This window comes from Pseudonocardia lacus (assembly GCF_018531445.1).
Lineage (GTDB): Bacteria > Actinomycetota > Actinomycetes > Mycobacteriales > Pseudonocardiaceae > Pseudonocardia > Pseudonocardia lacus.
Genome location: NZ_JAHDTH010000171.1, coordinates 1 through 18,222 on the forward strand (window position 1 = coordinate 1; position 18,222 = coordinate 18,222).

Genomic DNA, 18,222 nt, shown 5'->3' on the forward strand with positions numbered 1-18,222 from the left:
GGCCGCCGTCGCGGCGGCGGCCCGCGTCGGCGCCGAGCGCTGGCTGCGGTCGTGGGCCGACGCGGAGGGGGCCGGGGCCGGGCTGCTCGTCGTGCCCGGCGAGTCCCTCCCCCGCCTGCTGCGCGAGGCGCTCGCCCCGCTGGCCCCCGCTCTGGACGCCGCCTGAACCCCCGGCGTCAGGCCGGCAGGACCTGTCGGGGAAGCAGTTCCTCGACCGTCGGGTAGCCGCGCACGGGGCGCTTCTTCCACTCCCGCGGGTAGCCCAGCGACGCCTCCACGAAGCGCACGCCGTCCTCGACGGTGGTGCGCGGGATGTGCAGGTGGCCGTAGACGACGGCGGTGGCGCGGTAGCGCACGTGCCAGTCCGCGCTCGCCTCGGTGCCGCACCACAGGGCGAACTCCGGGTAGCGCAGCACGCGGGTCGGCAGCCTCGTCATGGGCCAGTGGTTGACCAGCACCGTGGGCAGGTCGGGGTCGCAGGCGTCGAGCCTGCGCCGCGACTCGGCCACCCGCGCCGCGCACCAGGACGCGCGGTCCGGGTAGGGGTCCGGGTGCAGCAGGTACTCGTCGGTGCACACCACCCCGGCCCGGTAGGCCGCGGCCAGCCCCTCCTCGACGGTGGTCGTGCCGTCCGGGAGGAACGAGTAGTCGTAGAGCAGGAACAGCGGCGCCACGACGGCCGGGCCGCCCTCGCCGTCCCACACCAGGAACGGGTCCTCCGGGGTCAGCACGCCCAGCTCGCGACACACCTCGACCAGGTGGCGGTAGCGCGCCTCGCCGCGCAGCGGGGTCGGGTCCTTGCCGCGGGTCCACAGCTCGTGGTTGCCTGGCACCCAGATCACCGAGGCGAACCGCTCCCGCAGCAGCCCCAGCGCCCACCGGACGTCCTCGACCTGCTCGGCCACGTCGCCGGCGACGATCAACCAGTCGTCGTCGGTGGTGGGGCGCAGGCCCTCCACGACGGTGCGGTTCTCCGCGTAGCGCACGTGCAGGTCGCTGACGGCCAGCAGCCGCGGGGAGGTCACCGACCAGTCGTACCCGACGACCGGCGGATCCGCCGCGCGACTCCCGTCACGGCACCACGGACAGTGGCCGATCCCGGCTACTCGGCAGTACGTTCGAGGGGAGTGCCGGCTTCGACAGGGGGAACCACCATGGAGGGTGCGCGACGGACGTTGCGCTGGGTACTGCGCCACGGGATCTTCCGGCAGGTGTTCCGGCGGCGGATGGGCGCGGGCGACGAGACCGCGCGCTTCCTGCTCGACCCGTCGATGTCGGTCGACCCCTACCTCTACTACGACGACGTGCGCTCGCGCGGGCGCCTGGTCGACAACGGCATGGTGCTCAACACCTGCCACCACGACATCGCGACCGCGGTGCTGCGCAGCCCGGACTTCGCCGTGGTCGGCCTCCCCGACGAGGAGGGCCCGGCCCCGCTGCGGCTGGCCGCCCGGATCGCCGGGCCGGGCCCGCTCGGGCCGGCCGAGCCGCCGTCGATGCTGGTCATGAACCCGCCCGACCACACCCGCTACCGCAAGCTGGTGACCAGGGGGTTCAGCGCCCGGATCGTGGCGGCGCTGCGCTCACGCACCGAGCAGGTCGCCACCGAACTGCTGGACGCGATGGCCGCGAAGGGCCCCACGGCCGACCTGGCCGGCGACTACGCCGCCCTGCTGCCCGCCACCGTCATCGCCGAGATGCTCGGTGCCCCCGCCGACATGCGCGAACAGTTCCTGGAGTGGGGCACGGGCGCGGCGCTGTCGCTGGACGCCGGGCTGACCTACCGCGACTTCGTCCGCTCGGAGAAGGACGTGGCCGCCCTGCAGGAGTGGATGGCCGGGCACTTCGCCCGGCTGCGCCGCTCCCCCGGCGGCGACGACACGATCCTGTCGACGCTGCTGGCCGCCCGCGACGACCAGGGCAAGCTGTCCGAGGACGAGCTGCTCAGCATCGCGATGCTGCTGCTCGCGGCCGGCTTCGAGACCACCGTCAACCTGATCGGCAACGGCGCCGTCCTGCTGACCTCCCACCCCGACCAGCTCGCCGCGCTGCGGGCCGAGCCCGAGGGCTGGCCCACCGCGGTCGACGAGATGCTGCGCATCGACTCGCCGGTGCAGCGCACGGGCCGCATGGCCGTGCGCGACACCGAGGTGGCCGGCGAGCGGGTGCGCGCCGGGCAGTTCGTGGTGATCATGCTGGGCGGCGCCAACCGCGACCCGGCCGTCTTCCCCGAGCCCGACCGGTTCGACGTCACCCGTGCCAACGCCGGCGACCACCTGGCGTTCTCCAGCGGCATCCACTACTGCCTCGGCGCCGCGCTGGCCCGGATGGAGGGCGAGGTGGCGCTGCGGGCGCTGTTCGAGCGCTTCCCCGACCTGGCCCCGGCCGGCCCGCCGCACCGCCGCCCGACCCGCACCCTGCGCGGCTGGGACCAGCTGCCGGTCACGCTGCGACCCTCGACGCGACCCTCGGCACAGCCCTCCACCCAACCCTCCACCGTGGACGCCTGAGGGGCGTCAGCCGCCGGCGAACCAGCCGGGCAGGTCGAGCCGGAAGGCCGCGCCGGGGGTCACCGCGCGCAGGTCGGCCTCCAGCGCGCGCAGCCGCTGCTCCCCCAGCGTCCGCGCCCAGCCGGCGCGCAGCTCGTCGAACGCGGCGGCCGAGATGCGCAGGCTGTCGAAGGCGCGTCCGGTGAGCCGGACGGGTTTGCGGCGGGCGTCGCGGGGGTCGGTCGCGCGCTCCAGGTAACCGCGGTCCTGCAGGAACTCGATGTGCTTGGCCGCGGCCTGCTTGGTGACCCCGAGCCTGCGCCCCAGCTCGACGGCCGTGGCCCCGGACGGGCCCACGGCCTGCAGCACGAACCCGTGCACCGGGCGCAGCTCGGGGTGGCCGCGGCGGGCGAGCTCGGCGTGCACCCCGTCGACGAGGACGCGGAACCCGAGCAGCAGGCGCAGCGGCAGGTCGTGGCCCGGCGGGTCAGTTGACACGATGGACAACCAGGTTCACTATTTGTCGGGTCGAACAGACAACCATGTTGTCCATCATAGGAGGTCCCGCCATGCCCGTCGTCCGCCACGCCGACGCCCGCCGCAGCAGCACCCCGAACGCCACCACGACCACGTTCGCCTCGCCCACCCTGGGCGGCGCGACGGTCGCGCTCTGGCAGGTCGAGATGGCGGCGGGCGCCTCCGGTCCGCTGCACTGGTTCGACGTCGAGCAGGTCTGGACGGTGCTGGCCGGCTCGGCCCGCATCGACCTCGACGGCGAGCCGGTGGTCGTGGGTTCCGGCGACACCGTCGTCATGCCCCCGCGGCTGCCCCGCCAGGTGCACGCCGACCCGACGACCGGTTTCACCGCGCTGGTCACCGCGCCCGGCGGCGCGCTGGCCAGCACTCCCGGCGCCGACCCGGTGCTGCCGCCCTGGATCGCCTGACCCCGCGGCGGTGCTGCGACGCGCGTCGAAAAGCTGGAGCCGCGTGGTCCACCGTCCCTAGCCTCCGGGCCGCTCGTCACGCCAGGTGACGACGGGGGGATCGCCGGAGGGCCGCATGACTGTCTGGAGCCGACTGTGGAGACCACCGGCGCCGCTCGTGGCGGCCGCCGTCGTCGGCGCGGCCGCCCTCGCCGGCTGCACCGACGAGGGTCGCCCCGTCCCCGCGGTCGCCGTGGACGGGGCCCGCGAGGGTGCGCGGATCGGCACCGCTCCCGCTGCACCGAGGGCTGCCGTTCCCGCGCCCGGTGGCGCCGGCTCCGCGCCAGCGGGCGGGGCCGGCACCCCGTTCGCGGACCCGCAGGGCCGGTTCACCATCGACGTGCCGACCGGGTGGCTGCGCAACGACGTCGACGAGTACGCGGGCTCCGGCCTGATGCAGACCATGTTCCGCGAACCGGCCCCGCCACCCGGCACCGTCGTCGACCCGTCGGTCACGGTGTCGGTCCTGCGCTGGCCGAGCGACCTGGAGGACGCCCGGACCACGCTGGTGGCGGAACTGGCCAAGGTCGGCCTGCAGGTGCAGCTCAGCGAACCGGCCGCGCTGGCCGACGGCACGCCGGCCCGCCGGCTGGAGTCCGCCGGCCGGCGCACGGACGCGTACTTCGTCGAGGTGCGCCGGACGCAGGTGGTCGCCACCCGCGACGGAGCGCTCTTCGTGGTGGCCGCGAGCTCCGAGGCCGCGCAGTGGACGCGGGTCGAGTCGACGCTCAGAACGGCGGTCGACAGCCTCGCCCTGCGGGCCTGAGCGGCTACCCGGCCTCCAGCGCGGCGAGGGCGGACTCGGCCGCCCGGTACACCCCGGCCAGCCGGGCCGCCCCGCCGTCGGACTCGGTCACCCCCATCACGCCCCCGGCGTAGCGGCTGTACACCCCGGCGCTGATGCAGGCCGAGCGCCAGCGCGCGAACGCCAGGTAGAAGTCCAGGTCGGAGACGTCGCGGCCGGACCGCTCGGCGTAGCGGGCCACCAGCTCCTCGCCGTCGGGGTAGCCGCCGACGGCGTTCGGCCCGGGGATCGTCACCGGGAGCCGGTCGCTCCCGAGCCCCCACGACGCGATCAGCCAGCCGAGGTCGGCCAGCGGGTCGCCCAGGGTCGCCAGCTCCCAGTCGAACACCGCGCGCACCCGCCCGTCCGGACCGACGGCCAGGTTGCCGGGGCGGAAGTCGCCGTGCGCGATCCGCACGTCCGACGGCGGCAGCTGGGCGGCCCGCGCCACGAGCAGCTCGTGCGCCCGGTCGATCGTGGACAGGTCCGGCACCGTGGAGTTGTGGACCTGGCGGTGCCAGCGGCTCAGCTGGCGGTCGAGGTAGCCGCCCGAGCGGCGCAGGTCGCCGAGGCCGACGGCGTCGGGGTCGACGGCGTGCATCTCGGCCATCACGTCGACGGTGTCGAAGCCCAGCGTGCGGCGCGGCTCGCCGAGGGCCAGCAGGTCGCCGGACGGGCCGTCGCCGAGGATGTGGCCCTCGACGAATCCCATCACGTAGAACGGCGCGCCGATGACCGACTCGTCGGCGCAGTAGGCCACCGGCGGCGCCACCGGGACGGGCGTGTCGGCCAGCGCGCTGATGAACCGCCACTCCCTGCTCATGTCGTGCGCCGTGGCCAGCACCATCCCGGTCGGCGGGCGGCGCAGGGCCCAGCGCCCGCCCTGCGCGTCGGTGATCCGGTAGGTCAGGTTGGAGTGTCCGCCGGAGATGCGCTCGACCCCCACCGGGGCGTCGCCGACGGGGACCTTGGGCACCTCCGCCCGCAGCCAGTCGGTCAGCGGGGCTGCCGGAACGGGGTCGATCTCCGGTGATCGGGCGCTCATCGCTCCATCAAAGCCCGGCGCACCCGGCCAGCACCAGAGCGGGCGGTCCAGGTCACGACGGGGGCCTGCGCGCGCGCTTGCGTGGCAGCGCGCCCCGCGGGGGGCTAACGTCCCGCGCGAACCATTCCGCCGGCCGGAACGAGGAGGACGGGCACCATGGAAGGACCGCTCACCCTGGCGATCGACGTCGGCGGGTCGGGTCTGAAGGCGACGGTGCTCTCCCCCGACGGCGAGATGCTCACCGAGCGCGTCCGGCGCGAGACGCCCTACCCCTGCACCCCCGAGCTGATGCTCGACGAGCTCACCGAGCTGGCGAAGGAGCTGCCCGACTACGACCGCATCTCGGTCGGCTTCCCGGGGGCGATCCGCGGCGGCAAGGTCCGCCACGTCACGGCGTTCACCCGGCCCGCGCCCGGCGAACCGCCCACCGAGGAGCTGAAGCGGGCGTGGTTCGGCTTCGACCTGCAGTCGGCGCTGGCCGACCGGTTCGCCAAGCCGGTGCGCGTGGCCAACGACGCCGACGTGCAGGGCTGTGCGGTGATCAAGGGCGAGGGCCTGGAGCTGGTCATCACCCTGGGCACGGGGGTGGGCTGCGCGGTGTTCTGGGAGGGCGCGCTGCTGCCGCACCTGGAGCTGTCGCACGGCCGCTACGGCGAGGGCCAGTCGATCGAGGTCGGCTGCGGCGACAACGAGCGCCACAAGGTCGGCAAGCACGAGTGGCGCAAGCGCGTGCTCAGCGCGCTGGACGCCTTCGACGAGATGGTGCTGCCCGACCACATCTACATCGGTGGCGGCAACGCCAAGCGGCTCGAAGAGGACGAGATCGGCCCCAACCGCACGATCGTGCCCAACGTCTCCGGGCTGCTCGGCGGGATCGCGCTGTGGGAGCGCACCGGCGACCCGACGACCTCGCCGGTCGCCCACGAACACGCCACCGAAACCGCCCCGGCCCGCGCCGGGGGTTGAGTCGCGGGAGGATCTGCGCGTGCCCGACTTCCCCGTCACCGACATCACCGCCACCCCCGAGTGGGCCGCGCTGGCCGAGCACCACCGCGCCGTCGAGGGCAAGCACCTGCGCGAGCTCTTCGCCGACGACCCCGACCGGGCCGACGCGCTCACCGCGACGGGCGCCGACCTCGTGCTGGACTACTCCAAGCACCGGATCACCCGCGACACCGTGCCGCTGCTGGCCGCGCTGGCCCGGGCGGCCGGGCTGCCCGAGCGCATCGCGGCGATGTTCGCCGGCGAGCGCATCAACACCAGCGAGGACCGCGCCGTGCTGCACACCGCGCTGCGGCTGCCGCGCGGTGGTCGCGAAGGTGCCGCCCTCGTCGTCGATGGGCAGGACGTCGTCGCCGACGTGCACGAGGTGCTCGACCGGATGGGCGCCTTCACCGACGACGTCCGCTCCGGCAAGTGGACCGGCCACACCGGCGAGCGGATCTCGACCGTGGTCAACATCGGCATCGGCGGGTCCGACCTGGGCCCGGTGATGGCCTACGAGGCGCTGCGCGCCTACGCCGACCGGTCCTTGCAGCTGCGGTTCGTCTCGAACATCGACCCGACCGACATCGCCGAGGCCACCCGCGACCTCGACCCGGCCACCACCCTGTTCGTCGTCTCGTCCAAGACGTTCACCACGATCGAGACGCTGACCAACGCCCGGGCCGCCCGGCGGTGGCTGGTCGACGGCCTGGGCAGCGAGGACGCCGTCGCCAAGCACTTCGTGGCCGTGTCGACGAACGCCGAGAAGGTGCGCGGCTTCGGCATCGACGAGGCCAACATGTTCGGCTTCTGGGACTGGGTCGGCGGGCGCTACTCCCTCGACTCCGCCATCGGGCTCTCGCTCATGGTGGCCATCGGCAAGGAGCGGTTCGGCGAGTTCCTGGCCGGCATGCACGCCGTCGACGAGCACTTCCGCACGGCGCCGCTGGAGGAGAACCTGCCGGCGATCTCCGGGCTGCTCGGCGTCTGGTACGTCAACTTCTTCGGCACCGAGACCCACGCCGTGCTGCCCTACAGCCAGTACCTGCACCGGCTGCCCGCCTACCTGCAGCAGCTGACCATGGAGAGCAACGGCAAGTCGGTCCGCGGTGACGGCACCCCGGTGGTCACCGCCACCGGCGAGATCTACTGGGGCGAGCCGGGGACGAACGGTCAGCACGCCTTCTACCAGCTGATCCACCAGGGCACCCGGCTGATCCCGGCCGACTTCATCGGGTTCGCCGAGCCGAACCACGCGGTCGAGGTGGAGGACGACGACTCCGGCGCGGACATGCACGACCTGTTCATGGCCAACCTGTTCGCCCAGACCTCCGCGCTCGCGTTCGGCAAGACCGCCGAGGAGATCGCCGCCGAGGGCACCGCCGCCGACGTCGTCCCGCACAAGGTGATGCCCGGCAACCGGCCCACCTCGACGATCCTGGCCCGGAAGCTGACGCCGTCGGTGCTGGGCCAGCTGATCGCCTTCTACGAGCACGTCACGTTCGTCGAGGGCACGATCTGGGGGATCGACTCGTTCGACCAGTGGGGCGTGGAACTGGGCAAGGTGCTGGCCCGCGAGCTGGGCCCGGCCCTGACCGGCGGCCCGGTCGAGGGCCTCGACGCCTCGACCGCGGCCCAGGTGCGCCGCTACCGGGAGTGGCGCGGGCGCTCCTGACCGGCCCTCCGGGGGCAGGCGACGGGAGGAGGCACCGATGAGCACCACCGACGGCACCCCCGCGGGGCGCGAGGAGCGCGTTCGCGGCGGGCGCGCCCCCGGGCCGCCCGTCGGCCCCGGCGAGCACCCGGCCGGCCTCGACCACCCGCTCGGCCCGCCGGCGCCCCGGTCGTGGGGTCCCGTGGGCGGCGTGGTCGCGCTGGTCCTGGCCGCGGCGGCCGCGGTGCTCAGCGCCTTCGTCGGCGTCGGCCCGGCCGTGGTCGACCAACTGGTGCTCGGCGAGGCCGTCGAGGCCCGCTCCGACCTGGTGACGGCGGTCGCCGTCGCCGTCACCGACATCGGCAGCACCGCCGTGATGGGGGTGCTGGCCGGGCTGGTGACGCTGCTGCTCCTGATCCGCCGCCGCCATCGCGACGCGCTGTTCGTCGCCGGCACCGCGGTGGGCGCGAGCCTGCTGTTCAGCGCGCTCAAGCGCCTGCTCGGCCGCGACCGCCCCCCGGAGGTCGACCGCCTGGTCGGCGCCGGCAACGAGTCGCTGCCCTCCGGGCACGCCACGATGGCGGTCGCGGTGATCGGCTCGATGGTGGTGCTGCTCTGGGCCGGGCAGGCGGTGGCGGCCCGGCTCGCGATGGTGGCGGCCGCGGCGCTGTGGGTGGGCGCGGTCGGGCTCACCCGCATCTACCTCGGCGTGCACTGGTTCAGCGACGTGGTCGCCGGGTGGCTCGTCGGCGGGGCCTGGCTGGCCCTGTGCGCGACGGTGTGGGCCATGGCGGCGCGGCGGCGGGCGACGGACCGCGGCGTGCGTGCGACCTGACGCGTGACCGCCCCGCCCGGCACACGGCCGGACGGGGCGTCCCCGCCGCGCTCCGTCAGGGGTGCATGTCGGCGAACTGCAGGAAGTCGACGATGGTCCGGACGGGGCCGCCGTCGGCCTTGGTGACGCCGGACGCGACGGGGTCGAAGCCGGTGCGCAGGTAGGACCTCGGGTCCGCGCGGAGCTGGCCGATGATCGTCTCGGCGACGATCCGGCTGCCCACCGGCCCGAGGCGGTTGCCCCCGCCGAGCTCGGCCTCCCGCAGCACGTAGAACCACAGCGGCGTGTCGCGCAGGAGCTCCGGGTTGTCGAGCAGCGCATCGGCGATGGCACCGCCCCCACCGGTCAGCTGCGCGGTGGTGAGCGGCGCGATGCCCAGCTGCGCGGCCACGGCCTGCCCGGTCGGGATGGCGAGCCGGTAGCCGCGCAGCAGGTTGCGCACGGCCAACCGCTTGAGCAGCCGGCGGACCTGCTGGGACGCGGTCCTCGGGTCGTTGCCCTCGTTGAGCAGGACCGCCAGCGGCGGCGCCAGGTGCGTGTCGATCTTGCGGGCCAGCCGGGCCGGGAACCGGTCCTCCGGGTCGTCCGGTGCCGCCTCGGCACCGGTCAGCCGCTCGAACTGGGCCGGCCAGTTGTCCGGCAGGGTCGGGTTGGGCTCCGCACCCGGGAAGGGGAGCGTGAGGCCGCCGTTGCCGGTGAAGCTGAACAGGAACGAGAAGCCGGCCCGGTCGATCGTGTTGGTCTGGCCCGGCGCCGGGGCACCGAAGTTCTGGTTCCAGTCGTAGGCGCCGCGGACCATGCTGTGCCCGAAGCGGTAGGCCGCGATGGAGAACTCCAGCGGCATGAACGGGTCCTCCTCGTCCGGCTGGAACACCGGGGAGACCGAACCGTCCAGCAGGCCCTCGACCACCGCGGGGTCGGCGACCCGCTTCAGGAAGTCCTCGACCGTCACCTGCTGGTAGTGCCACGTGGTGAGCTCGCGGGCGCGCTCGAAGCTCCCCCCGCCGTGGCCGACGAGCCAGCGCACGACGTTGTTGTGGAACTTCAGGAAGGCCAGGTGCAGCTGCGCGACGACCAGGTTCTCGTCGTTGCGGCCGTCCCCGATCTGCGCCTTGCGGTCGCGGCGCGGCAGGTCGGCGCCGCGGATCGGGGTCGGGGTCGGGGTCAGGCCGTCCTGCTCGGTGATGACGAACTTGTCGTCCTCGTAGGGCACCTGGTCGGGCAGGCCGGACGCCTTGGGTCCGTTGCCGTAGAGCGAGTCCAGGTTGAGCCGCGGCTCGCGCAGGTTGCGCAGCTGCTCGACCACCTGCTGGGGCCGCAGTGGCCGCAGCCCGTCGCCGGTGATCGAGATGTCGTTGTCGCGGTCGGTGTTGGCGGTCAGGTCGTGGTCCACGAACTGGCCCCAGTAGGTCAGGATCGGCGGCAGGTCCGAGTCGCCCGCTCCGTCGACGGGGTCCTGCTCGACCATCGCCGTGCCGAGCGCCTTGAGCGCCCGCACGACCTGCTCGGAGGGCTCCGCGGCGAGGTGCGCGACCGGGAAGACGTCGGCCGGCTCGGCGAACATGTACCCGAACGGCGTCGAGATCTCCGTGATGCGCCCGCCGGTGAACTCCTCCCCCACGACGGTCCTGGCCACCGACGCGGACTCCGGCGCGGCGGCGTCCTGCTGCGCCTGCGCGATCTCGTCGGTGACCACGTGCTCGCCGTGGCGGAGGTCCACCAGCACGCGGGGGAAGTCGTCGGCCATCGCTCAGCTCCTGTGTGGTCCTGCGGATGCGTCCGGGGAGAACGCTCGCGGACCGCCGGTGCGGCGGCCATACGTACATGTGCGTAGCGGCCCGCGCCGGCACCGCGGTATCACCGCGGCTCAGGCCTGCTCGGCCGAGCACCACCACGTCGAGCGCCCGCCCACCGTGCCGTGCACCATCGGGGCACCGCAGCGCGGGCAGTGGGCGTCGGCGTGCCGGAAGCCGATGATCTCGCCGGTGTGCACGCCGCCCTTCTCGATGGCCGAGCGCAGGGCCTTGTCCAGGGCGTCGTGCAGGTGGTCGAGCGTGGCCGCGGGCAGCTCGTCGGCCCGGGCGGACGGGCTGATCCCGGCCTGCCAGAGCGTCTCGTCGGCGAGCAGGTTGCCCACCCCGGCCAGCACCGACTGGTCCAGCAGCCGGGCCTTCACCGCGGAATGGCCGCGGCCCACGCGGACGCGGAACTCCTCCCGGCCGATCTCCTCGGCGTCCGGCCCGAGCGCGTCGATGTCGGGCTCCAGGCGCACCCGCCCCAGCCTGCGCTTGTCGAACAGCCGCAGCTGGCCGCCGTCGGTGAAGGTGACGACGAACCGGTTCCACTCGGGCTTGCGCGGCACGGCGCCGGTGTAACCGGCGACCGGGCGCGGGTCGCCGCCGGCGCGGCCCTCGTCGTCGGCGCTGTCGGTGACCACGATCCGCCCGCCCATACCCAGGTGGATGCCCAGCCGCGGGCCCGGCTCGCCGTCGCGGCCCGCGGTCTCGCACCACATGGACTTGCCGCGCCGGTGCGCGGCCGTCAGCCGGCCCCCCACCAGGACCCGGGCGATCTCGCCGGGGCGGTGCGGGCGGCACACCCAGTCGTCGTTGTCGTCGACGGAACGTACTTCGCGGTCGAGCGCGCCTTCCAGGACGGAGCGGGCGGCCTCCACCTCGGGGAGCTCGGGCACCCCCGGAGTGTGGCCGCCGCCGGGCCCCGCCGCGAATCGGCCCCGCGTCAGCCGCCTGGCCGGTCCTCGCGGGCCCGCACGACCTCCCGGGCCACCGCCTCGACCTCGGCCTGCGGCACCCGGACCGCGCCCTGCGCCCCGGTGATCGTCACGACGACCGGGTAGATCCCCCGGACCAGGTCGGGGCCGCCGGTGGCGGAGTCGTCGTCGGCCGCGTCGTAGAGCGCCTCGACCGCGGTGCGCACGGCGGCGACCCGGTCGGCGTCGCGCGAGTGCCGCTTCTTCAGCGCCGCCTTCGCGTACGGCGAGCCGGACCCGATCGACTCGTAGCCGGTGCTGTCGTGCACGACGTTGCCACTGATGTCGAACGAGACGATGCGCCCGGCGCGCGTAGGTTCGGGCTCGTCCGGGTCGTACCCGACCAGCAGCGGCAGCGCCTCGAAGCCCTGCATCGCCATCGGCAGGCTCCCGCGCAACATCGTGGCGAGCCGGTTGGCCTTGCCCGGGAACGAGATCGGCGTGCCCTCGACCTTCTCGTACTCCTCGACCTCCAGTGCGAACAGCCGCAACATCTGCATAGCCGGCCCCACAGCCCCCGCGTACCCGGCCGCGGTGACGTCGTCGACGACCACGACCTTCTCCAGGTCGTGGCGGACGATGGTGTTGCCCGAGGTGGCCCGGCGGTCGCCGGCGATGAGCACGCCGCCGGCGAAGGTGAGCGCGACGATCGTGGTGCCGTGCGTGACGTGCGGGTTCAGCGCAGCCTCCTCGGGCCGGTGCGGTCGTCCCCGGCAGCGTAGACGGCGCGGGACTTCCCGCCCGCGGTGAGCCGCGGCGGGCGGTCGTCGTCGACGAGGGCCACGTCGGGGACGCCGTGGCCGGCGAGCACGCCGGCCAGGCCGGCGCGCACGGCGTCCAGCACGCCCGACCGGTCGGCGCCCGGATCGGCCTCCACCCGCACCAGCAGCGTCGACGCGTCCCGCTGGACCAGCTGGAAGCGGCGCACCCCGGGGACCCGGTCGACCACGGTGCCCAACGCGAGCGGCGGGATGCGGACCGGCCGCTCGGGCGGGCCGAAGGTGAGCACGTCGGCGGTGCGGCCGCGGACCCGCACGGCCGGCAGCGGGTTGCCGCACGGGCACGGGTCGGGGCGCTCGGTGACGCTGTCGCCCAGGTCGTAGCGGATGATCGGCTGGACGCGGTTGGCCAGGTTGGTGAGCAGCACGGTGTGCGACGGTTCCCCCGGCGGGGTCGGGGCGCCGTCGGCGTCGACCGGCTCCAGGATCGCCCAGTCGGCGTTGACGTGCAGCCAGTCGTGCTCGCAGCCGGCGGCCAGGCCCATGAACTCCGAGCAGCCGTACTGGTTGCGGACCTTCGCGCCGAACGCATCGGCGATGCGCCGGTAGGCCTGCGGGGCCAGCCCCTCGGCCGCGCACACCACCAGCACGGGGTCGATCCGCAGCCGCCCGGCGGCCTGCTCGGCGGCGACCAGCGCGACGGTGCCCGCGTAGCCGTTGAGGATGGCCGGCCGGAACCGCCGCAGCTCGTCGACGATCTCGTCGAGCGGCCGGTGCACGGAGATGACCCGGATGCCGCGCCGCCGCGCGGGCCGCTCGGCCAGCAACCGGCTCGCGGTGGCGTACCCGGCGTAGTGGCCGTCGGTCGCCCAGAGGGCGGCGGTGCGCCCGCCGTTGCGCAGCAGCCGGGCGTAGTCGCGCGGCCCGCGCAGGAACTGGCCCGTCGAGCGGCCCGCGGTGATCGCGCTGAGCACCCGGAACATGCGCTCGTCCTGCACGAACACGCCGCGCACCCCGGACGTTCCCGACGTCGTGACGACGAGGTGGCGGCCGAGGAACGGTGCACCGATGGTGTCGGTGCGCCCGACGAACGCCCGCACGGCGTCCAGGGTGACGGCGCGGTCGGTGCTCCAGTCGTCGAACCGGCCCATCAGCGCGACCTTGTCGGTGACGGGCAGGGCGCGCGGGTCGTCGACGCGCTCGGGCAGGTCGCGGTACAGCTCGCGGTAGTAGGGCGAGCCGGCCCTGGCCCGGGCCACCAGGTCGGCGAGGCGGGCGCGCTGCCGGGCCGCGACGGCGGCGGGCCCGCCGCGCCGGGCCGCGCGCAGGTCGCGCAGCAGCCACCACAGGGACCCGTCGACCCGCTCAGCCATCCCGGCCCGCCCGCCGCGCGTCCCAACGCCGCCACATCGGCCCGACCTCGGAGTCGAGCCAGCCGAACAGCTCGTGGACCTGCCGGATCCGCTCGGCCCGGGCCGAGTCGGCGCCGACCAGGTCCAGCCCTTCCTCGGTGACGGCCAGGAAGGAGGTCAGCGCGGCCATCCGCCGCCGGGTGACGTCGGTCCACGGGTCGTCGGCGAGGCGGTAGTAGGTGGTCCGCTCGCCGGCGCGGTGGTGCGGCTCGACGAAGCCGCCGGCCAGCAGCACCTGCAGGGCCGTGGTCAGCGACGCGCGACTGGCCCCGATCGCTGCGGCCAGCTCGGCGGCCGACTGCTCGGGCGGATCGCAGATCATCAACCATCCCAGCGCGCGGCCCGGGATCGGCGGCAGGCCGTTCTGCCGGGCGAAGAAGCCTGCCACCCGCTCCACCCAGGCCAGCTCCTGCTCGCGCGTCGGCCCCGCACCGCCCACCGCCCACCCCCACGTTCCAGTAGTTTCAGTCACCACTGTAACGCGCCTCCCCGCGCCCAGGACTCCGTCGAGAACGAAGTTGTCGTGATCAACAGGGCAGTTCGATCACGACAAGTTCGTTCTCGACGGGATCCGCGGGCTCGGGGACGGTGGAGGGGGTCAGACGCCCAGCCAGGTCAGCACCGCCATCACCCGGCGGTGGTCGTCGCCCGACGGCGGCAGCCCGAGCTTGGTGAAGATCGACGAGATGTGCTTCTCCACCGCGCCCTGCGAGACCACCAGCTCGCGCCCGATCGCGGTGTTGGTGCGGCCCTCGGCCATCAGCCCGAGTACCTCGCGCTCGCGCGGCGACAGCGCCTCCAGCGGGTCGTTGCGCCTGCGGTGCGCGAACAGCGCCGAGACGACCTCCGGGTCGAGCACCGTGCCGCCGCCGACGACCCGCTCCAGCGCGTCGGACAGGTCCGACAGCCGCGACACCCGGTCCTTGAGCAGGTAGCCGACCCCGCCACCGGTGGTGAGCAGGTCGGAGGCGTAGCTCTCCTCCACGTACTGGGACAGCACCAGCACGGCGGGCGGCGGGTCGAGGGTGCGGATCTCCAGTGCGGCCCGCAGCCCCTCGTCGGTGAACGTCGGGGGCATCCGCACGTCCACCACGGCGACATCGGGCCGGAGCTCGGTGACCGCCTTCACCAGCTCCAGCCCGTCCCCCACCGCCGCGACGACCTCGGCCCCGGCCTCGTCGAGCAACCGGACCAGCCCCTCGCGCAGCAGCAGGGAGTCCTCCGCCAACACCACCCGCACGCGCTACCTCACCCTCTCCTCACCCAGCCCGGCCAGCGGGATCTCCGCGGTCAGCACGGTGGGCCCGCCCGCCGGGCTGACCACGTCCAGCACGCCCTCGACGGCGGCCAGCCGGTCGGCGAGCCCGGCCAGGCCGTGGCCCTTGCCCAGGTGCGCGCCGCCCTTGCCGTTGTCGAGCACCTGCACGAGGACCCGGTCGCCGTCCGCGCTCACCGACACCGTGCACAGCGTGGCCTGTGCGTGCTTGGCCACGTTCGTCAGGGCCTCGGTCACCACGAAGTAGGCGGTGTTCTCGACCGCGGCGGCCAACCGCTGCCCCTCGGGCAGCGCCACGTCGAGCGAGACGCGCACCGGGCAGCGCGCGGCCGCGGCGGCCAGGGCCGCGCCGAGGCCGCGGTCGGCCAGGATGGGCGGGGCGATGCCGCGGGAGAGCGCGCGCAGCTCGTCGAGCGCCTCGCGGCTCTGCGTGAGCGCCTCGGCGACCAGCGGCCGGGCGCGCTCGGGGTCGTCGTCGAGGCGGCGGGCCACCGCCTCCAGGTCCATGTTGAGCCGGACGAGCCGCTGCTGGGGGCCGTCGTGGATGTCGCGCTCCAGCCGGCGCAGGGTCTGCGCCTCGGCCTGCACCGCGGCGCGGCGGCCGGCGGCCAGCTGGGTGGCCCTGGCGCGCAGCGCGGCCGACTCGTTGGTCAGCAGCCCGCGGGCCAGCCCGGCCTTCGCCAGCACCATCAGCCGCACCACGAGCGGGGTGGTCGCCAGCAGCATCAGGCCGAGCGCGGTGTTGAGCAGGATCTCCCAGCCCAGCCAGGGGTCGCCGAAGATCAGCCAGACCAGCCCGCCGCCGTCGTCGTCCTGCGGGATCGCCCACAGCCAGGCGGCCGACAGCGCGCCGCCCAGCCCACCGACGAGCCAGGTGACGCCGAGGATGAACGCGACCAGCCGCACCGGGAAGGAGACGATGGCGTGCAGCAGGTCGCGCCAGGACTGCGGCTCGCGCAGGGCCGACCAGAGCCGACCGATGCCGGTGCCCCGCGGAGTGCGGTAGTGGTGCGGCGGCAGCGCCCGGCCGGTGGCCCACTCGGCGAGCCTGCGCTCGGCGCCGGCCAGCTTGCGGCACAGCCACAGGGTGCCCACCAGGATCGGCAGGCCGAGCCAGACGACCAGCGTCCCGACCCCGCTGGCGAGCCCGACGACCGCCACGACGAACGCCACGACGCACAGCGGCAGCCCGGACAGCAGGTACGCGAACCCGCGCCAGAACCGGTCACCCCGATCCGCCACGACGCGGTCGCCCGCGCCCCCCACCGGGACGATCCCGTCGCCCGCCGCCAGCCCGCTCGCACGCTCTCCCACGGTGTCCACCTTCGCCCCCCGACGCGACCGTCCCCAGCCGGTGCGCCTCCGGAGCGAGGGTAGGGCCAACCCGAACCGGTTGGCGTCGGGATTGCGTCGGCGCGTGCCGCGGAGCGGCGGTCGAGCCGGGCGTACCGGCGTGATCGAACGAACCCCACCGGGCCGGGGTCCGGCCGGTAGCGTGCCATCGTCGAAGTTCGACGACGGGAGATCGACGTGGACCCCTCCGACCTGGCCGACGTGCTGTCCGCGGTGCGGACGTTCGTGCGCAACGAGGTCGTGCCGCTCGAGGAGAAGATCGACGCCGAGGACGCGGTCCCGCCCGAGGTCGTGGCGGCCTGCAAGGACATGGGGCTCTACGGGTTCGCCATCCCCGAGGAGTACGGCGGGCTCGGGCTCAGCATGACCGAGGAGGTGCAGCTGGCGTTCGAGCTGGGCTGGACGACCCCGGCGCTGCGCTCGCTGTTCGGCACCAACAACGGCATCGCCGGGCAGGTGCTGGTCACCGGCGGCACCGACGAGCAGCGCCGCGCCTGGCTGCCCCGGCTGGCCTCCGGCGAGGTCACCGCGTCGTTCGGGCTCACCGAGGCCGACGCCGGCTCGGACCCGTCCACGCTGAGCACCTCGGCCCGCCGCGACGGCTCCGACTGGGTCATCAACGGGTCCAAGCGCTACATCACCAACTCCCCGCTCGCCGACGTGATCATGGTCTTCGCCCGGACCAACCCCGACGCGCCCGGCAACCGCGGCATCTCCACGTTCCTGGTGCCCGCCGGCACGCCCGGGCTGGGCATCGGTCCCCGCGACCACAAGATGGGCCAGTTCGGTGCCTGGACCGCCGACGTGCACCTCGACGACGTGCGGGTGCCCGCCGACGCGCTGGTCGGCGGCGAGGACGGCGTCGACAAGGGGTTCGTCACCGCCGCCAAGTGCCTGGCGCACGGCCGCGTGCACATCGCCGCGCTGTGCGTCGGCATGGCCGCGCGGCTGGTGCACGAGTCGGTGGAGTTCGCCCGCACCCGGGAGCAGGGCGGGAAGGCCATCGCGTCGTTCCAGCTCATCCAGGGGCTGATCGCCGACTCGGTGACCGACCACTACGCCGGGCGCGCGACCGTGCTGGAGGTCGCGCGGGCCTACGACGCCGGCACCGACCGCATCCAGGGCCCCTCGGCCGCCAAGTACTTCGCCAGCGAGATGGTCGGGCGCGTCGCCGACCGGGCCGTGCAGATCCACGGCGGGGCCGGCTACATGCGCGGGGTGCCGGTGGAGCGCTTCTACCGCGACGCCCGGCTCTTCCGGATCTACGAGGGCACCAGCCAGATCCAGCAGGTGATCATCGCCCGGCAGGCGCTGGGGAGCGCGGCGCGCGGGTAGCCGCGATCAGCCGCGATCACCCCTGGTCAGTCGCGGTGCTCCTCGGACCCGATCTCGATCCCGCAGGCCGCGGCGACGCGCGCGGCGAGGACCGCCGACCCTCCGCCCGTGTGGTCGACCAGCAGGTGCACGCCGGAGCGGCCGGGCGTCGGGTTCAGCTCGGCGTCGGCGTTCCCGGCCACCAGGACGCCGTTGACCCCGGCCCTCGCGCCGTCCCGGCCGCAGTCCCATTCGACGCGCACCGGGTCGGCGCCCACGACGGCCAGGACGGCGTCCAGCTCCTCGTCGGAGGCGGGCGCGCCGACGGCGAGCTCCCAGCCGGCGGCGCCGAAGCCGGCCAGCCGCAGCGCGGCGGCCAGGGTCGACGGCCCGCCCGATGGCAGGAACGTGAACTCCACCGGCTCGCCGGGCCGCCACGGCGCGGCGGCCAGGGGTAGCGCCGCCGGGGTGGGATCGAGGCCGTTCCACAGGTCGTGCCCGCCCTCCCCGCCCGCGGCCAGCCACTCGACCGCGCGGTCGACCGCGGCGGGGGCCAGCAGGCCCGCTGCCCGCGCCCGGCGCAGCCGGGCGATCGGCGCGGTGG

18 protein-coding genes are annotated in these 18,222 nt (G+C 74.7%); 7 read left to right on the forward strand and 11 right to left on the reverse strand.

Annotated elements, in window-relative coordinates:
* Positions 1-176: 176 nt before the first annotated feature.
* Positions 177-1,025 (reverse strand): metallophosphoesterase family protein, encoded by an 849-nt coding sequence (locus KIK08_RS28645; protein WP_214406393.1) that lies wholly within the window; start codon positions 1,023-1,025, stop codon positions 177-179.
* Positions 1,026-1,154: 129 nt separating this feature from the next.
* On the opposite strand from KIK08_RS28645, the gene KIK08_RS28650 reads away from it, so the two are divergent.
* Positions 1,155-2,510, forward strand: coding sequence for a cytochrome P450 (locus tag KIK08_RS28650; protein ID WP_214406394.1), 1,356 nt, complete (start codon positions 1,155-1,157; stop codon positions 2,508-2,510).
* Between the two features lie 6 nt (positions 2,511-2,516).
* On the opposite strand, the gene KIK08_RS28655 is transcribed toward KIK08_RS28650, so the two are convergent.
* Positions 2,517-2,987 carry a MarR family winged helix-turn-helix transcriptional regulator gene (locus KIK08_RS28655; protein WP_214406395.1) on the reverse strand — a complete coding sequence of 157 codons (471 nt, stop codon included), beginning with the start codon at positions 2,985-2,987 and terminating at the stop codon, positions 2,517-2,519.
* 71 nt (positions 2,988-3,058) lie between these two features.
* Between KIK08_RS28655 and KIK08_RS28660 the strand changes: the two genes are divergently transcribed.
* Both KIK08_RS28660 and KIK08_RS28665 read left to right on the forward strand, forming a co-directional pair.
* On the forward strand, positions 3,059-3,433 hold the full coding sequence (locus KIK08_RS28660) for a cupin domain-containing protein (RefSeq protein WP_214406396.1): 375 nt from the start codon (positions 3,059-3,061) through the stop codon (positions 3,431-3,433).
* A gap of 115 nt (positions 3,434-3,548) precedes the next feature.
* Positions 3,549-4,238, forward strand: a complete 690-nt coding sequence (locus KIK08_RS28665; protein WP_214406397.1) for a PsbP-related protein — start codon at positions 3,549-3,551, stop codon at positions 4,236-4,238.
* A gap of 4 nt (positions 4,239-4,242) precedes the next feature.
* On the opposite strand, the gene KIK08_RS28670 is transcribed toward KIK08_RS28665, so the two are convergent.
* Positions 4,243-5,301 (reverse strand): phosphotransferase family protein, encoded by a 1,059-nt coding sequence (locus KIK08_RS28670; RefSeq protein ID WP_214406398.1) that lies wholly within the window; start codon positions 5,299-5,301, stop codon positions 4,243-4,245.
* Positions 5,302-5,457: 156 nt separating this feature from the next.
* Here KIK08_RS28670 and KIK08_RS28675 point away from each other — a divergent pair, with 156 nt between their 5' ends.
* From KIK08_RS28675 to KIK08_RS28685, 3 genes are read left to right on the forward strand one after another with little or no spacing between them, the layout of a single operon-like run.
* A complete protein-coding gene (locus tag KIK08_RS28675) occupies positions 5,458-6,267 on the forward strand; it encodes an ROK family protein (protein WP_214406399.1) in 810 nt (269 codons plus the stop codon).
* Between the two features lie 19 nt (positions 6,268-6,286).
* A complete protein-coding gene (gene pgi / locus KIK08_RS28680) occupies positions 6,287-7,960 on the forward strand; it encodes a glucose-6-phosphate isomerase (RefSeq protein WP_214406400.1) in 1,674 nt (557 codons plus the stop codon).
* Positions 7,961-7,997: 37 nt separating this feature from the next.
* Positions 7,998-8,774 (forward strand): phosphatase PAP2 family protein, encoded by a 777-nt coding sequence (locus KIK08_RS28685; RefSeq protein ID WP_214406401.1) that lies wholly within the window; start codon positions 7,998-8,000, stop codon positions 8,772-8,774.
* A gap of 55 nt (positions 8,775-8,829) precedes the next feature.
* Here KIK08_RS28685 and KIK08_RS28690 read toward each other — a convergent pair whose 3' ends face one another.
* The 7 genes from KIK08_RS28690 to KIK08_RS28720 all read right to left on the reverse strand — a co-directional run bounded on the left by KIK08_RS28690 (position 8,830) and on the right by KIK08_RS28720 (position 16,265).
* Positions 8,830-10,521 carry a peroxidase family protein gene (locus tag KIK08_RS28690; RefSeq protein ID WP_214406402.1) on the reverse strand — a complete coding sequence of 564 codons (1,692 nt, stop codon included), beginning with the start codon at positions 10,519-10,521 and terminating at the stop codon, positions 8,830-8,832.
* 120 nt (positions 10,522-10,641) lie between these two features.
* The gene (locus KIK08_RS28695) at positions 10,642-11,466 is read right to left on the reverse strand and encodes a DNA-formamidopyrimidine glycosylase family protein (RefSeq protein ID WP_214406403.1); all 825 of its coding nucleotides are present in this window, start codon (positions 11,464-11,466) and stop codon (positions 10,642-10,644) included.
* A 47-nt stretch (positions 11,467-11,513) separates the two neighbouring features.
* On the reverse strand, positions 11,514-12,224 hold the full coding sequence (gene prcB / locus KIK08_RS28700) for a proteasome subunit beta (protein ID WP_214406410.1): 711 nt from the start codon (positions 12,222-12,224) through the stop codon (positions 11,514-11,516).
* A complete protein-coding gene (locus tag KIK08_RS28705) occupies positions 12,221-13,636 on the reverse strand; it encodes a phenylacetate--CoA ligase family protein (protein WP_214406404.1) in 1,416 nt (471 codons plus the stop codon). Before KIK08_RS28705 ends, prcB begins: the two co-directional genes overlap by 4 nt.
* Complete coding sequence (locus KIK08_RS28710; RefSeq protein ID WP_214406405.1) at positions 13,629-14,114, reverse strand: GbsR/MarR family transcriptional regulator; 486 nt, start codon at positions 14,112-14,114, stop codon at positions 13,629-13,631. Before KIK08_RS28710 ends, KIK08_RS28705 begins: the two co-directional genes overlap by 8 nt.
* A gap of 159 nt (positions 14,115-14,273) precedes the next feature.
* Positions 14,274-14,915 carry a response regulator transcription factor gene (locus KIK08_RS28715; protein WP_214406406.1) on the reverse strand — a complete coding sequence of 214 codons (642 nt, stop codon included), beginning with the start codon at positions 14,913-14,915 and terminating at the stop codon, positions 14,274-14,276.
* Positions 14,916-14,918: 3 nt separating this feature from the next.
* On the reverse strand, positions 14,919-16,265 hold the full coding sequence (locus tag KIK08_RS28720; RefSeq protein ID WP_308257953.1) for a sensor histidine kinase: 1,347 nt from the start codon (positions 16,263-16,265) through the stop codon (positions 14,919-14,921).
* A gap of 216 nt (positions 16,266-16,481) precedes the next feature.
* Here KIK08_RS28720 and KIK08_RS28725 point away from each other — a divergent pair, with 216 nt between their 5' ends.
* A complete protein-coding gene (locus tag KIK08_RS28725; RefSeq protein WP_214406408.1) occupies positions 16,482-17,639 on the forward strand; it encodes an acyl-CoA dehydrogenase family protein in 1,158 nt (385 codons plus the stop codon).
* A gap of 26 nt (positions 17,640-17,665) precedes the next feature.
* On the opposite strand, the gene KIK08_RS28730 is transcribed toward KIK08_RS28725, so the two are convergent.
* On the reverse strand, positions 17,666-18,222 hold a 557-nt coding region (locus tag KIK08_RS28730), incomplete at its 5' end, for a hypothetical protein (RefSeq protein WP_214406409.1).